This window comes from Planktothrix sp. PCC 11201 (assembly GCF_900009135.1).
Taxonomy (GTDB): domain Bacteria; phylum Cyanobacteriota; class Cyanobacteriia; order Cyanobacteriales; family Microcoleaceae; genus Planktothrix.
Map to the genome: position 1 here is coordinate 493,111 of NZ_LT797688.1, position 17,080 is coordinate 510,190.

General features: G+C 40.7%; 2 protein-coding genes and 1 pseudogene. 2 read left to right on the forward strand and 1 reads right to left on the reverse strand.

Annotation, left to right across the window (positions count from 1 at the left end):
- Positions 1–419: 419 nt before the first annotated feature.
- Positions 420–13,460: pseudogene (locus tag PL11201_RS25780) on the forward strand (SDR family NAD(P)-dependent oxidoreductase); the annotation flags it as partial.
- 548 nt (positions 13,461–14,008) lie between these two features.
- Here the strand turns inward: PL11201_RS25780 and PL11201_RS27005 are convergent.
- Positions 14,009–14,719 (reverse strand): hypothetical protein, encoded by a 711-nt coding sequence (locus PL11201_RS27005; RefSeq protein ID WP_079677124.1) that lies wholly within the window; start codon positions 14,717–14,719, stop codon positions 14,009–14,011.
- A gap of 220 nt (positions 14,720–14,939) precedes the next feature.
- Between PL11201_RS27005 and PL11201_RS03055 the strand changes: the two genes are divergently transcribed.
- A complete protein-coding gene (locus PL11201_RS03055) occupies positions 14,940–17,060 on the forward strand; it encodes a S8 family serine peptidase (protein ID WP_079677125.1) in 2,121 nt (706 codons plus the stop codon).
- The last annotated feature ends 20 nt before the right edge of the window (positions 17,061–17,080 follow it).

Here is a 17,080-nt window from a genome sequence, read left to right on the forward strand (position 1 = left end):
CTGATATTGCTTTCACTTTACAAAGAGGTAGAGAAAGCTTTGCAGAACGATTTGCTGTAGTAGTAAAAACCAAATCAGAGCTTTTAAATTTGCTCACTATTTGCTTGGAAGGCACAGGTTCTCCTGCCATTTTTAGAGGCGGAAAGAAAGAATCTCGGCATCGCTTAGAAGTAACTGCTGAAGAACAAAAACAACTATATGAAAATAAAGATTTGCAGACTGCGGCAAGGTGGTGGACAAATCACATTGATATTGATTGGGAACAACTAAATCAACATTCAAATGCTAGACGTATTTCTCTGCCAACTTATCCATTTGAAAGAAAGCGTTGTTGGGTGGATAGTGAAATATCCCAACCCGATCAACCATTAGAAACTTGGGAATTGGTTGCCGACTTTTATAATAAAATGACTCCTTATATGAAGGAGTTATTAGGGACGGAAGATACCCATTTGATCTTTTCACCTTTGGCGGAGAAGATCGCAGGTTTTTCCTGGTTATTAACTTATAATGAACCGGAAAAACATCCCGAACACGCAGCGATCGTAGCGGCTAAACAAAAAGAAGCAAAACGGATTCTTTATAGCGGAATAGATTTTTCTAAAGTATATAAAGTAATGGATATTGGGTGTGGTTTTGGGACAGATTTAATCGATCTGTCTATGACCCATCTCCATATAATTGGTGATGGTTTTACGATCGCATCTAACCAAGCACAAGAGGCAACCAATCGAATCCGAAACAAAGGTTTAGACGATCGCCTACGGATTTTCTGCAAAGATAGCAGCAAAGATCCCTTTCCAGGTTTCTACGATTTAGCGATCGGTTTTGAAGTTTTTCCCCATATTGAACATAAACAAAAAACCTTTGAAAATATTTATCAACATCTCAACCAAGACGGTCGGATTATTTTAGCCGATTGTGTCGCCAATACCGTCACCGAAATTAATATGCCTAAATTGGCGATGTTTACTAGCACCGCCCCTCAGTACAGTAAAATCCTCAGTGATGTCGGACTGAAACTTATTGAGTGCGTAGACATTAGCATTGAAATTTGCAACTTCCTAGACGATCCGCAATTTGAAAGTAATTTTGCTTATTTATGTTCTGTTAACCCAATTATTAAACAATTTGAACAAGAATATCGGGGATGGTATAGTTTTGGGCAGGGAATCAAAAAGAAAGTTTTACGTTATCTTCTGTTAACTATTAGCAAAGCGGCTCCTCATGAAACTAAAGAAGAATTGCGCGAAATTAACCAGCATCATTTCGATTATCCAGTATTTTATAAAGAGGCGATTGATCGCCTCACTCCCACACCAGAAAAACCCATTTCTGCACATTCCACCATTTTACAAACTGCTCCCTTACCAGAAGAAAAGACCATGACAACTCCTATCGATCGAGTCGATATCAAACTTATTGAAAAGAAACTGGTCGATCTTACTAGCCAAGAAATGGAAATGGAGCCAGATCAGATCGATATCACGGCTCGATTTGCTGATTACGGAGTAGGTTCTTTGCAGGGTGTATTACTAATAGATGCAATCAACCGTGAGTTTGACTTAAAATTAAAAATTCAAGTAATTTATGATTATTCGAGCATTAGAGATCTCAGCCAGTTTCTTGTTGCTAACTATGGTGAAACACTAATAAAAAATCAAACACTGAAAAGCGATCGGCCACAAAGCAATACCCTAAAACAAGAAGCAAGTAAAATTCCCGTCCCAGCAGCAGAGAAAGCTCCCTCAATCACAAATACAACAGATATTGCTGTAATTGGAATGTCTGGGCGTTTTCCCGGAGCCGATAACCTATCAGAGTTTTGGGAAAATCTCAAACAAGGTGTAGATTCGATCGCAGAAGTGCCGCCAAGTCGCTGGGACGTGCAAAAATATTATCACCCCGATCCGCAAAAACCTAATTGTAGCTATAGCAAATGGGGTGGATTCCTGCGTGATGTTGATAAATTCGATCCGCTGTTTTTCAACATTTCTCCCGCAGAAGCAGAAGTCATAGACCCACAACAACGTCTATTTCTGCAAAGCTGCTGGCATACCCTCGAAGATGCCGGATATGTCGGACAGCGACTAAATAACACGAAATGTGGCGTATTTGCCGGAGTTATTTATAACGATTACAAAGCACTTTTATATAAACAAGGTCTAATCAAAAGTCATGGGCAAGTCATGTTAGGTAATGCTAACTCAATTCTTGCCTCTCGTGTTGCATACTTTTTAAACCTGAAAGGGCCAGTAATGACCATTGATACCGCCTGTTCTTCCTCTTTGATGGCGGTTCACTTAGCCTGCAAAAGTCTCCGGGATGGAGAAGCCGATATCATGCTGGCTGGTGGCGTGACACTGTACCTATCGGAACAACTTTATGTGGAAATGAGTAAAGCAGGGATGGTTTCACCTACAGGTAAGTGCAGAGCTTTTGATAACTCTGCTGATGGACTTGTTGTAGGCGAGGCTGTTGCTGTGGTAGCCCTGAAACTTTTGGATCGGGCTATAGCAGATGGGGACATGATTTATGGAGTGATTAAAGGATCGGGTACTAATCAGGATGGAAAAACCAACGGAATCACTGCTCCTAGCGGAAAATCTCAATCAGAACTGGAATTAGCAGTATATCAACAGTATAATATCCACCCCGAAAGTATTTCATATATCGAAGCACACGGAACGGGTACTAAATTAGGCGATCCCATTGAAGTAGAAGCCCTTACAGAAGCATTCCGTGTTTATACCACGAAAAAGCAATACTGTGCCCTTGCCTCAGTTAAAAGTAATATTGGGCATACCTCCGCAGCCGCAGGAGTCGTCAGTTTAATTAAAGTACTCCTTTCTTTACGCCACAAAATGATTCCTCCTACACTTTATGTAGAAAAGGAGAATACCCATAATGATTTTGCAGAAAGCCCCTTTTATGTCAACAAAAATTTGCGGGACTGGCAACCGAATTTTCCTCACCCCAGAAGAGCAGCTATTAATTCCTTTGGGTTTAGTGGCTCGAATTGTCATATTGTTGTTGAAGAATATCAAGAGTTGGTTTCAAGTTTTTTCCCGGCTCAAGAACAGGGAAAACCTGTACTTATAGTCTTATCTGCCAGGAATAAAGAACGACTCAAAGAAATGGCAACAAATTTGTGCCATTATCTCGATGATGCGAATAATATAGACCTGTTGCGTTTAGCCTATACGCTTCAAGTTGGGCGGCTGGCTATGGAAGAACGCTTGTGTTTAATTGTATCGAATGTTGAGGAATTACGAGAGATTTTGCGGGACTATGTTGAAGGCGGCGAAGATCGATCGCTAATTTATCAAGGAACTATAAAAGCAGAAGTTGCCGCATCCTTATCATCAGAAGAAATCCGTAAACAAACTCACGTTTCACTTGAGGAATTAGCGAAACTTTGGATTGAGGGAGTAGAAATCGATTGGTTAGCATTGTATCCCAGTCCGACTCCCAAAATTATGTCGTTACCAACCTACCCTTTTGCTAGAGAACGCTACTGGATTCCAGAAAAATCACAAGCAATAAAGGAAGAAGAAAGCCAAGAAGAAAGGGAAAAAGACAACTCAAACTCTGACCATGTTACTTACCAAAATTTAGAAAATTTTCGTCAAAAAATTGAGGAAGATCTCAAAGATATTTTGTCAAAAACTTTAAAAATTCCTGCTGTCAAACTCGAAGCATCAGTGCCTTTTGAAAAATACGGCATTGATTCGGTAGCAATCATCAGCTTAAATCAGGAATTAGCATCTCATTTCGGCGAGTTGCCTAAAACCTTATTGTTTGAGCGACAAAACTTATCCGAACTAGTTCAGTATTTTATCGAACATCATCAAACTGCATTGCTCAAGAAGTGGGAAAATATCCCAGAAGAAAAACCTCACACCGAATCGCAATCTCTTAAAAGTTCCGCTGCTGCTACTAGAAAATTTGATGTCGATTTGCAGCCAATATCTACAGTTAAAGATGTCAACAAACAGCCTAACAAACAATGCCAAGAAATTGCCATTATCGGGATCAGCGGTCGCTATCCACAGGCAGATAATTTAGAAATATTTTGGGAAAATCTGAAGACAGGAAAAAACTGTGTCACAGAAATTCCTCTCGAACGTTGGGATTACCGTCAGTATTACGATCGAGAAAAAAATAAAAGAGGGAAAAGTTATTGCAAATGGGGAGGTTTCATCAATAATGTCGATCGCTTTGACCCCCTATTTTTTAACATAGCTCCCAAAGAAGCTCAAATCATAGATCCACAGGAACGCCTATTTCTCCAGGTAGCCTGGGAAACGATCGAAGATAGCGGCTATACAAGGGATAAACTTCATACAAAAAAAGTTGGCGTGTTTGTCGGAGCTCTTTACTTGGAATATCAGATGCTTGGAGTCGAAGAAACCGCTAAAGGTAGACCAATGTTTTTAGGATATTCTCTTTCTTCGATCGCCAACCGAGTATCCTACTTCTTTAATTTTAGCGGCCCCAGTCTAGCTGTAGATACAATGTGTTCTTCCTCCTTAACTGCAATCCATTTAGCTTGCGAATCAATCAGACATGGAGACTGCGAATTAGCTTTAGCTGGCGGAGTTAATCTATCTCTTCACCCGAATAAGTATCTACAATTAGGTCAAAACGGATTTGCTTCCAGTGACGGACTTTGCCGCAGTTTCGGCGCAGGAGGCGACGGTTATGTTCCAGGGGAAGGCATCGGGGCAATATTACTTAAGCCACTAGATAAAGCCATTAGAGATAAAGACCATATTTATGCAATTATTAAAGGCAGTTCTCTGAATCACGGAGGCAAAACCAACGGCTATACTGTACCCAATCCCAACGCCCAAGGTTTAGTGATCAAGGAAACTCTAAAACGAGCAAATGTAAACGCTCGAACTATCAGTTATGTAGAGGCACATGGCACAGGTACGGAATTAGGAGATCCTATAGAAATTTCTGGTTTAATTCAAGCTTATCAACAAGACACAAAAGACCAGCAATTTTGCAGTATTGGTTCCGCAAAAGCTAATATCGGTCATTTAGAAGCTGCTGCTGGAATAGCAGCTATTACCAAGGTTGTTTTACAACTTAAATATAAACAACTCCCACCTTCAATTCACTCAGAAACCGTAAATCCAAACATCCGTTTTGAGCAGTCTCCATTTTATCTCCAGAGAAATCTTGAAACATGGGAAAGACCGATTATTAAAGAAGACGATATCGAAAAGACTTATCCTCTTAGAGCAGGGATTAGTTCCTTTGGTGCAGGTGGAGCAAACGCACACCTAATTTTAGAAGAATATATAGAACCGAGAAACAACGAACAATTAAACACAGAAATAAACGGACAACCCGTATTAATTCTGTTGTCTGCGAAGAATAAAGAACGTTGCACCGAATACGCCAGAAAACTGTTCGATTTCATCTCTGTTTCCTCTTCGTCCTCCGATGTTTTTCCATCGATGCAAAGTATTGCCTATACTTTACAAGTAGGTCGTGAGGCTATGGAAGAAAGATTAGCTTTGATCGCATCGAGTCCAGAAGAACTGCGGGAAAAATTGTGGCAATATTGCCAAAGATTAGGAGAGAACGCAAATTATTACCAAGGTGTTGTACAAAGTTTAGAGACAGAGATGGAGACACTCCTACAAGGAGAAATTGGAGAAAACTTTGTCCGGCAATTGCTTAATGGTCAAGAGTTAGGTAAATTAGCTGCATTGTGGACTAAAGGTGTGAACATTGATTGGCAGTTATTGTATAGTGAACCTAAACCAAAACGTTGTTCTCTACCTACTTATCCCTTCGCTCAAAAACGCTATTGGATTCCTGAAGTAGAAATATCTCAATATTCTAAATCTCCAGCTATTTACTCTCATCCTTTATTAGATGGATTTGATATTCAAGAAAGTGTAGGCATTGGAGCCGTATTTTACAAGAGTTTAACCGATAGGGATTGGATTGTTAGAGATCATCGGGTGAAAAATCAGCCAGTTCTCCCAGGTGTAGGAATTCTGGAAATTGCGATCGCAGCTTTTTCCTCAGTTCAACCCAACAAACAATACAATATTTCTAGAGTTCTCTGGCTACAACCAATAGTAGTAACCCCAGAAGGAAAAAGAATAAATATTCTCATTACCCAAAAAGACCAAGGATTTGGTTTTGAAATTCGTTGCGGAGATATCCTTCACGCTCAAGGTGAGTTCATTTTAGTAACAGAGAAAGAGTGCAGCAAAGAACCACCTTTGTTTATAGAAGAAATCAAAAAACGTTGTTTTCGGAAAATAGACAAAGTAATTCATTACACTAGTTGTCAAGAAAAAGGTGTTGATTACGGAATCCGTTTCCAAGGACTCGAACAAATCTGGGGAAACGATCAAGAAGCTGTTGGTTTATTTCAATTACCAACTTCTTGTGAAAGCGATTTTAAACAATATGAACTTCATCCCACTATAGTAGATAGTGCGCTGCAAGCGATCGCAGGTCTTTTTGATTCTCTGCAAACAAACAGTGGCGAACCAATGCTACCTTATGCTGTCGAAAAAGTAGAACAAATTCGCCCTTTACCAACTCGTGGTTATGCAGTGGTTAAAGTTTTCGGCAATTCACGTTATGATGTAACACTTACAAATGAACAGGGTGAAATCTGTCTTAAACTGAGCGATGTTGTTCTGAGAAAACTTAAAGATCCTTTAGCTGAATTTTTTTATGCTCCTAGTTGGACAATAGAAGAAAATCATCATTCTTCACGACCAACCGAAAAAGAAAGTATTTTGTTGGTGTATCCCCTGCCTTGTTTGCCTTTAGCAGATGCTCTTGCCCTTGCCCATAACAATCATAAATGTTTTAGGTTTCAATTGGGTTTAACCACTAGAAAATTAGGGGAAGATTTGTGGGAGATAAAAGCCGATGATTTACTAGCTTGGAATAACTCCATTCTTGCTTTAAGGGAAAAAATTGGCTCATCTTCTCTCACTATTTACTTTCTGGGCGGGGTTTATAAAAATAGCGAAAATGATGACAATCTGGAAGTTTTAGAACTAAGTCAGCAACAGGGTGTAATGTCACTCTTTCGACTTTTTAAGAGCATGATTTCGGACAATTTTAGCGATCACCTTCGCTTAAAAATCCTGACCAATAGAGTGTATCAAATTAAACTGGGAGAGGCGATCGATCCTTATAATGCCAGCTTACACGGTTTTACCTCCTCCCTCGCCAGAGAATATCCTCAACTCGAAGTTAGTTGCATAGACATTGACCTCGAAGATTTTGCGGTTGAAGTAACAGAAGAAAAACGACAAGCCTACATAACCCCAATCCTAACTGAACCGCCTCACCCTCAAGGAGAAGCCGTAGCAATACGTCAAGGAAAACGTTATATCCGCAAATTACTACCTATAAACCCGCCTTCCGTTTCCAAAATACCTTTTCGCAGCAAAGGCGTCTATTTCATTCTCGGCGGAGCAGGTGGTATCGGCTTAGAACTTTGTCGTTATTTAACGGAAACTGTCCAAGCTAAAGTTATTCTTGTCGGTAGAAGCGAATTAGATACCGACAAGAAAGAAATAATCCGAAGCATAGAATCCAAAGGTGGCGAAATCTTGTATTTAAAAGCCGATGCTACTGATTTGGATAGTATGAAAAAGGCAGTAACACAGGCTCAAAACCAATACGGAAAGATTCATGGAGTTTTTCATTCAGCGATTATCTTAAAAGATAAAACTCTGGAAAAAATGGATGAATCTTCTTTCAGAATGGCTTTGGATATAAAAGTAAGAGGGAGCGTTATTTTACATAAAATCTTTCAAGGTGAAGCTCTTGATTTTATGTTATTCTTTTCTTCTGCGATCGCCTTTTCAGGTAATATAGGTCAAGCGAATTACGCAGCAGGTTGTACTTTCAAAGATGCTTATGCTCATAGCCTTACTCAAAAACAAGACTTTCCAGTTAAGGTGATTAATTGGGGTTACTGGGGAACTGTAGGAATTGTTGCATCAGAGGATTTTAACAAAAAACTGGCTGCTGCTGGTCTTTATTCAATTCAACCTGAACAGGGTATGGAATCTGTTTCTCGGATTCTGTCACATCCTTTAAATCAGGTGATGTCTATCAATGCAAATCAGAAATTTTTGCAAGGGATTAATGTTGATTTTAACGATGAATTAGTCTTCTTTCCTAAAGAAATTATTCCTAGTTTAAATGCTCTGATAGACTGCACTTTTGGCGGATTTATTGAGTCAGAAAAAATCAAGCGAGGTTTTGAGGAGATTGATCGCCTTGGACAACATCTCACCCTATTATGTTTTCAGAAAGCCGGGGTATTCCGCAATGCTCATGAGAAATACGACAAACAGCAACTAAGAACAAACTTATCCATCACCCCTGACTATTGGCGGTTATTTGATGAATTATTAAACATTCTAGCTCGTGCGGAATGGATTCAATTTCAAGGACAAGAAATTGTCTCTACTACCGCAGTAGAGAACACTTCAATAGAGGAATCAATTAAATTTGTCGAAGCAGAAAAGAATCAATTGCTTTCTTCTTACCCAGAATTGAAAACTCATATAAATTTAGTATGGGTTTGTCTGGATGCTTGTTTGGACGTAATGAGTGGGAAAATTGAGGGAACAGATGTGATGTTTCCAAATTCTTCAATGGAACGAGTTGAAGGTATTTATAAAGGAAATTCCCAGGTTGATCATTATAACCGATCTGTAGCACGTAACGTCTTAGCTTATATTCGTCACCATATCCCGACATTAGGTAAAAGCCGAAAAATCAAAATTTTGGAAGTGGGTGCAGGAACTGGATCTACAAGTACGATGATTTTTGAGGCTGTACGAGAATATGGCGAACATCTTTCATATCTCTATACTGATATTTCTCCTGGCTTGATCAATTATGGTAGAAAAACTTTTGCAGCAGAGCATCCTTTTGTGGATTTCAAAATATTGGATGTGGAAAAAAATGTAGAAACTCAAGGTTACGAATTATTCGATTTTGACATCGTTATTGCTACCAATGTATTTCATGCAACCCGCAATATAAATAATACTCTTCGTTGTGTCAAACCCCTTCTCAAAACTAATGGCTGGCTGATTATTAATGAGGGCGTGAAAAATCTGGAGTTTTTGACCTACACATTTGGGTTACTGAAAGGTTGGTGGATCTACGATGATGAAAAAGTAAGGTTGCCTGGTGGCCCGATTCTCAGTTTAGCTATGTGGAGAAATGTTTTATATGAGGAGGGATTCGGATCTATTTTTAGTCTTAATGAATCTTCTCCGCTAGATTTAGATTTTGGGCAAGATGTAATTCTGGCAGAAAGTAACGGGATAATTAAACGCGATCGCAAGTCAGCAAAAATTTCCACTGTTACCAAAGCTGATTCGGTGAAATTGCGATCGCCATTAATTCAGCAACCTAAACCTAAAAAAGAAAGAAAAACAACCGATCTCAAATCCTATATTGAGGAAAGTCTGGTTCAGAATCTTATCCAAGCATTAGATATGAGTGGGGAAGATATCAATATGAAAAAACCACTTTCCGAATATGGAGTTGATTCAATTACCGGGGTAGATTTAATCAACAGAATTAATCAAACTCTCAAGCTTCAACTAAGAACTACAGCACTCTTCGATCATGCAAACCTAGAAGAATTTTCCAGTGCTATTCTCAATGAATATGGTGAACAAATTCAGGCGTTGTTAGAATTGGAATCCGCAGAACCTTTGGAGCTTTTGGAAATCTCAGAACCCTTAGAAACCTCATTAAACTCGACCTTTTCATTCGCAATCAATGAGGTTGCTGATTCATCCCAGATCAATAGCACACCAATAGATCAGATTGAAGAAAAAGAGCGATCGTCCTCGACCTATCAAGCCGTTTTTGTCAGCAAACCAGGTTTCCCAGAAGATTTAGAAATTCGTCCTATCCAACCAACTGAGCCCGATCAGGAAAAAGTAGAAATCGAAGTTAGGGCTTTCTCTCTCAATTTTGCAGATATTCTATGTATGCGTGGGTTATATCCCAATATGCCATCTTATCCATTTACGCCCGGAGCAGAAGTCTCTGGTGTCGTCTTGCGTACAGGAGCAAAAGTAAAGCGTTTTCAACCCGGAGATGAAGTGATTGCGGTAATGGGAGACTCAATGGGCGGACACTCCGAACTGGTTTTAGTTAAGCAGGAGAATATCCTTAAAAAACCTCCTACTTTAACTTATGAAGAAGCTTGTTCTTTCCCTGTAGCCTTTTTAACTATGAATCACGCCTTCAACTTGGCTAACGTAAAACCAGGAGAAAAGGTGCTCATTCAAACTGCTGCGGGAGGTATCGGTTTGATTGCCATCCAATTAGCCGCATTGCAGGGTGCAGAGATTTATGCTACTGCGGGTTCAGCAGCGAAATTAGAATACTTACAAAAGAAAGGCATTAAGCACCTAATCAACTATCGCACAGAGGATTTCGCCAAAAGAATTTTAGAAATGACCAATGGACAAGGTGTTGATGTAGTTTTTAATACCTTGTCAGATGATGCCATTCAAAAGGGTTTAAATATTCTGGCTCCTGGTGGACGTTATATTGAAATTGCTATGACTGGGCTGAAAAATTCTCGGCAGTTTGACTTGTCCCACTTGGTTGATAATCAAACTTTCCAGTCCATCGACATGAAAAGGTTATATAGCAAACAACCGAAACTTTTGACAGAACATTTGGCAATTATGGCTCAGGTACTTGCGGAAAGAAAGATAGTACCAACCTTGAGTCACATTTTCTCATTTGACCAGATTCGTGATGCTTATTACTGTCTACAACAACGGGAAAACATTGGTAAAGTTGTCGTGACAGTTCCTATTAGAAAAAAGCCTTCTATTGCGACAGTTCCTATTAATCCAATTCAAAAGAAACAGTCTGTTTTGCCGATCGCTATTATCGGTATGTCTGGGCGTTTTCCGGGAGCTTCCAATATCGAAGAATTTTGGGACAATCTAGCTAATGGTAAGGATAGCATTACCGAAGTTCCTGGCGATCGCTGGGATATCAACGCATATTACGATCCTAATCCCCAGCATCTCGATAAAACTTACTGCAAAAAAGGAGGATTCTTAACCGATATAGATAAATTTGACGCTCTTTTCTTTAAACTGTCTGGGAGAGAAGCAGAACTCACCGATCCCCAACAGAGACTCTTTTTAGAAGAAGCATGGAAAGCTTTAGAAGATGCTGGGTATGCAAATGCCTCAATTTCTAACACTAAATGTGGTGTGTTTGTGGGTGCAGATCCAGGCGATTATCGGATGAAGATGCGGGAAGCTGGAGTACCATCTGAACCCCAATCTTTTTGGGGTAATGCAGGTTCGCTGATCGCTGCACGTATTTCCTATTTTTTAAACCTCAAAGGCCCTAGTATTACAGTTGATACGGCTTGTTCGTCATCGCTGGTGGCGATTCACTTGGCTTGTCAAAGTATCCTTCAAGGTGAAAGTCATATGGCGATCGCTGGTGGCGTTTATGTTGGTATAACCCCTAATTTTCATGTTGTAGCTAGTAATGCACGGATGCTTGCACCAGATGGAAAATGTAAAACATTCGATCGCAAAGCCGATGGATTTGTTCCAGGGGAAGGTGTCGGGGCTGTAATCTTAAAACCCCTGGCTGCTGCTTGCCAAGATGGAGATCATATTTATGGGGTGATTCTGGGATCGGGTTGCAATCAAGACGGAAGAACTTATGGAATCACTGCTCCCAGTGTTACTTCTCAAAGTGAATTACAGCAGAGTGTATACCAAAATGCCAACCTCGATCCAGATACGATCGGTTATGTGGAAGCACATGGTACAGGAACAAAATTGGGCGATCCGATCGAAATTGATGCTCTAACCAAAGCCTTTCAGATTTATACTAATCAAAAAGGCTATTGTGCGATCGGCTCAGTGAAAAGCAACATCGGTCATGCCGCAACAGCAGCAGGAATTGTGGGTTTTATCAAAATATTATTATGTTTGAAACATCGCAAATTGGTGCCATCGTTGAATTTTGAACAAAGCAACGAACATATCGATTTTGAGAATAGCCCCTTTTATGTGAATCGGGACTTTAAGGATTGGTTTGTTCAGGAAGGAGAGGTAAGACGAGCCGCGATTAACAGTTTTGGCTTTGGTGGAACTAATGCACATATAGTGGTTGAAGAGTATAGAGAAAAATCCGAAAAAAGAACAGAGGAAGAAGAAGCAGTTTTAATTGTGCTATCGGCAAAAAATGGCGATCGACTTCAAGAAGTTGCCAGAAATCTCTATCGTTTCCTGTTCAATACACCATCCTATTCTCTGGCAGACATCGCATATACTCTACAGGTGGGGCGGGAAGCGATGGAAAAACGGGTGGCGTTTATCGTCGATGGGAAAGATGCCTTAAAACAAAAATTGTCGGAATTTTTGACAGATAAGAAACATGATGAAAAGTTTTATTCGGGAGAGGTTAAAGAAGGAGAAATAAAAATTTCTTCAGTTTCTTCCGCAGATATGTTAGCCACCCTAAATAATCGGGAACTGGAAAAACTAGCTTCTTGGTGGGTGTCAGGTGTGAATCTGGATTGGAATCAGTTACCGAGAACAGTTAAACCTCGACGAGTTTCTTTGCCTACCTATCCTTTTTCGCGCGATCGTTACTGGTTTGATTCATCGGCTTCTGTGAAAATTCCTCAATCCCGAAAAGACTATATTTTTAAACAGGAATTAAAATCTTCAGAACCGCTTTTAGCGCAACACACGATCGATGAAAAACCTGTTTTTCCGGCTGTAGGTTTCCTAGAAATGGTGTTAGCTGGTTTAAACCGGATTATGGGCGATCGATCTGTGATTTTGGCAGATATATTTTGGATCGCTCCACTTTATGTCCTTGATAAATGCTCCGTTCAAATTGTTATAGAAGTAGAGGGCGATACTTTTAAATACCGAATTATTAGCGAAGCAGATGAAAACACAGTTTATTGTCGGGGTAATGGGTATTGGACGCAAGCCCAGGAAACACCAAAAGCACTAGATATCAACCGCTTAAAAAGCAGTATGATCAAACAAGCATTGCCCGAAGAACCATATCGATCATTTGCCACAAATCAGGTAGTTTTGGGAACTCTTTATCAAGGAGTTTCTGAAGTTTGGACTGGTAGAGGGGAGGCGCTAATAGCGATCGATCTACCAATGCAACAAAATACAGAATACCTTTTCCATCCTGCGGCTTTTGTTGCAGCTTTACTCACCCGTTGTTGGATTGATTTTGCTGCACAAGAAATAGAAATTCCCTTCTTTGTCCAAAAAGTAGAATGGTGGAATAACGCAGAGCAACCAGCCTATACTTATGTCATGCAAGGAACAAAGAAAGAACTTGATGTGCAAATTTTAGATCGGCTAGGTCAAGTGTTGGTTCGTTATACTGGAATTAAACTCAAACCCTGGAAAAAAGTAAATCTGGAAAAGCTGATTTATGTTCCGGTTTGGGAACGTTTAGCTGATAGAAATACAATTTTTCAAGAACAACAACCCGATGGTACAACCTTGGTGGTATATCATGAAACTAACGCATCAGAGGCGGAAAAGCTGTTAAAAATCTATCGGGAACAGAAACATCAAATTCTCTCTGTTTGTCTTGCACAAGGAGAGAATCATCAGTTTGAATTTTTGGAAAATCAATTAAAACAACTTACGTCGCCGATGAGAAAAATTTATTTTCTCGCTACCTCAAACGAAACATTCCTGCTATCCGAAAATAGTTTACTGAACAATGTTTGTGAACCTTGGTATGTGATAGGTTTACTGAGTTTAGTCAGAAAATTAGAACAGTTTGGTTATGGGGAGAAACCTTTGCAATGGATATTGTTAACAAATTGTGCTTATGCTTTGCAAAAAGAAGATCAAATAGATCCGTTTGCTTCGGGAATTGTAGGATTAGCTACTGCTTTGGCGCAAGAACATATCCATTGGCAAGTTAATTTGTCCGATCGTCAAAATATACCACTATCTTCTGTTTTTCCTTCATTGTTAGAAGATCGGNGCGCCGTAGTGGGTGGAGTCGTTGTGTTACCCGCCCGAGGAAAGGGGTCGGTCACAAATCCTAATTCTAGTAATTGTTGATAAGCTTTTTTGCCTAAGTCCCTGGTGGGGGCTTGGGAGCGGATAATTTGAATTAATAGAGGGACGGCCAATTCCGGTTGGTTTTTAGCTCGGTGGAGTAAGGCTAACTGATAGGTGGCGGTATCGCGCATTTGTGCTGTGTCCCGGGCTGAATTCCTAAAATTATCGGCAATGCGGTTATCGACGCCAGAAAAACTACCTGCTAACTGTTGATAAAAATTGGATAACTGGTTAAAAACTTGACGAGCTTCCTGGAATTTTTTTTCTGCCTCGGCATAATTTTCACTAGAAACGGCACTATCAGCTTCTTGCATCAGCCGTTTTCCGCCCTCAATACTCAAAAAACTACTATCAAGGGACAAAGGACGAATATCATTAGGATTGAGGGGAGCCAAATCACCCGATGGTGGCGCAACCTCAGTTTCCGTTTCTCCCCCCATCTGTACATTCCCCTGGGCAACAGTTGGAGAAGATTCTTGAGCATTAACGTGAAACGGCGACAGGACAACCCAAGCTACCATCACGGAGACAGATAGATAGGTTGTCAGTCGAAGGAAGCTAACAGTTCCAGAGGATACCATGACTCAATTGCGCGAACGCGATAAAAAAAAACATTAAACTTCATGGATATTATCATTAATCTTGAGCAATCCCATACTGTACCAACAACCTGATCCTGCCTCAACCGATAAGGGTTATATTTTTTTGGGGGGAGGGGCTCGTAAATTGATAGAGCGGGTAACGGGCAAAAGGCAACATTAATCGAGATTTAAACCTTTAAGGAGAAAGGATAGATTAAATATGACATCATCAGTTAACTCATCAAACGTTCCACAACAAAACTATCAAGGCATTGGCGTTCCCGACGGGAGTATCGGCTTTGTTTTGCAACGGGGGGGCGAAGAATTAATCCTAAATAAAGTCTCTGACCGCTTCACGGTGCAATTATCCTCCCCTAACACCCAACTCAAGGATTTACCGCAACCTCCGATTCCCATTCAACACGCGAGTAGTGTTCCCCCTTCCTTAGAGGAGTTACAAGTCGCCTCTGAGCAACTGGATGAGGCGATGGAATTGGCTCGCAATTCCCAAGATATTAACTTTGCGAGTCATGTTTACCAACTCAATAACGACCCTGGCTCCGTTGTCTATTTAACAAATCAGCTTACCATTCAGTTTAAAGAAGAAATTGATCCCTCAACACGAGCGTCTATTGCTTCAGAATTTGGATTAAAAGAGTTAAAACCCATCGACGGTTTACCCCATGGTTTTGTTTATGAGATGACACCTAATTCCTCCGAGAATCCTCTGAAAATTACGAATCGTTTAACCCGTAATACTCAGGTTTTACTGGCTGAACCGAATATTGTGATTAAAAGTCAGCCCTGTTATGTGCCTCGGGATTCCCTATACAATAAGCAATGGTATCTCAACCATAATGGGGGCAACCAACTCGCACCTGGTTCCCATATTTCCAGCGAAAAAGCCTGGGATGTTACCCGGGGAGTTCGTTCTGTGGTGGTGGCGATTAGTGATGATTCTGTGGACATCAATCACCCAGATTTCCAAGGAGTCGGTAAAATTGTTGCCCCCCTAGACCTAAAAGGTAAAGATAATCTTCCGCTTCCAGAAGCCCCTACGGATAATCATGGGACGGCTTGTGCCGGGGTCGCTGTTGCGGAAGAAACCGGAACCGGAATTGTCGGGGTGGCTCCGGGTTGTGCCCTCATGCCAATTCGGACAACGGGATTTTTGGATGATGAATCGGTGGAACAGATTTTTAATTGGGCCATTGATAAGGGGGCTGCGGTGATTTCCTGTAGTTGGGGGGCGAGTGCGATTTATTTTCCCCTCTCAGCCCGACAAAAAGCAGCGATTAGTAAGGCTGTCACCCAGGGTCGTAAGGGCAAAGGCTGTGTGGTGGTTTTTGCCGCTGGAAACGCCAATCGTCCGGTAAACGGAATGCTCGATGAATCCGGTTGGCCGAATGATATTATTAGCGGTCGGGTGAAATGGTTGGCGGGATTTGCGGTTCATCCCGATGTGATTACGGTTTCTGCTTCTAATAGTTTGGGTAAAAAATCTGCTTATAGTAATTGGGGAGTTGGAGTTTCGGTCTGTGCTCCGAGTAATAATGCTCCTCCGGGGATGTGGTTACAGGAAACGGGTTATATCGGTACTCCTCCAGTCCTGAAAGGCACCTTACCCGGTTTGGGGGTCTTTACTACTGACCGCATGGGAGCCGCCGGTTATGATCAATCGGATTTTACGCCCTATTTTGGGGGGACATCGAGTGCGACTCCGGTGGTGGCTGGGGTGGCGGCTTTAATCTTATCAGCAAATCCGACCTTAACAGCCCAGGAAGTTCGCCGAATTCTTGAACAAAGTGCGGATAAAATTGTGGATTCTGATCCTGATCCTCAGTTGGGAATTCGGATGGGAAATTATGATAAAAATGGCTATTCTCAATGGTTTGGCTATGGCAAAGTCAATGCGTTTAAGGCTGTGGAAATGGCACAAAATAGACGCATGGTTCAGCAACAAATTTCTCGGAATATTTCCCAAGAAAATGGTCAAAGTGTGGCGATTCCTGATAATAACCCTACGGGGGTTAGTAGTTCAATTGAGATTACAGAAACCAGTCCGATTCAGGATATCCAGGTAACGGTGGAGATTGAACATAGTTTTTTAGGAGATATTGAGGTTTGGTTAGTTGCACCCGATGGAGATCAGGTATTACTCCAAAATCGAACTTTAGGGATTAAAACTCAGTTGAAAACGACCTATAACTTACAAAATACACTGTATTTGAGACAATTTATCAATATTTCCGCCCAAGGAAATTGGCAGTTAAAAGTTATCGATGCTATTCCTGAGAATACCGGAACTCTCAAATATTGGAAACTGGATTTGGGATTGTAATTAAAGACGATATTATAGAA

What these genes read in the sequence shown, in the direction of transcription:
- PL11201_RS03055 (WP_079677125.1), top strand. Translation starts at nt 14,940, where the DNA reads ATGACATCATCAGTTAACTCATCAAACGTTCCACAACAAAACTATCAA.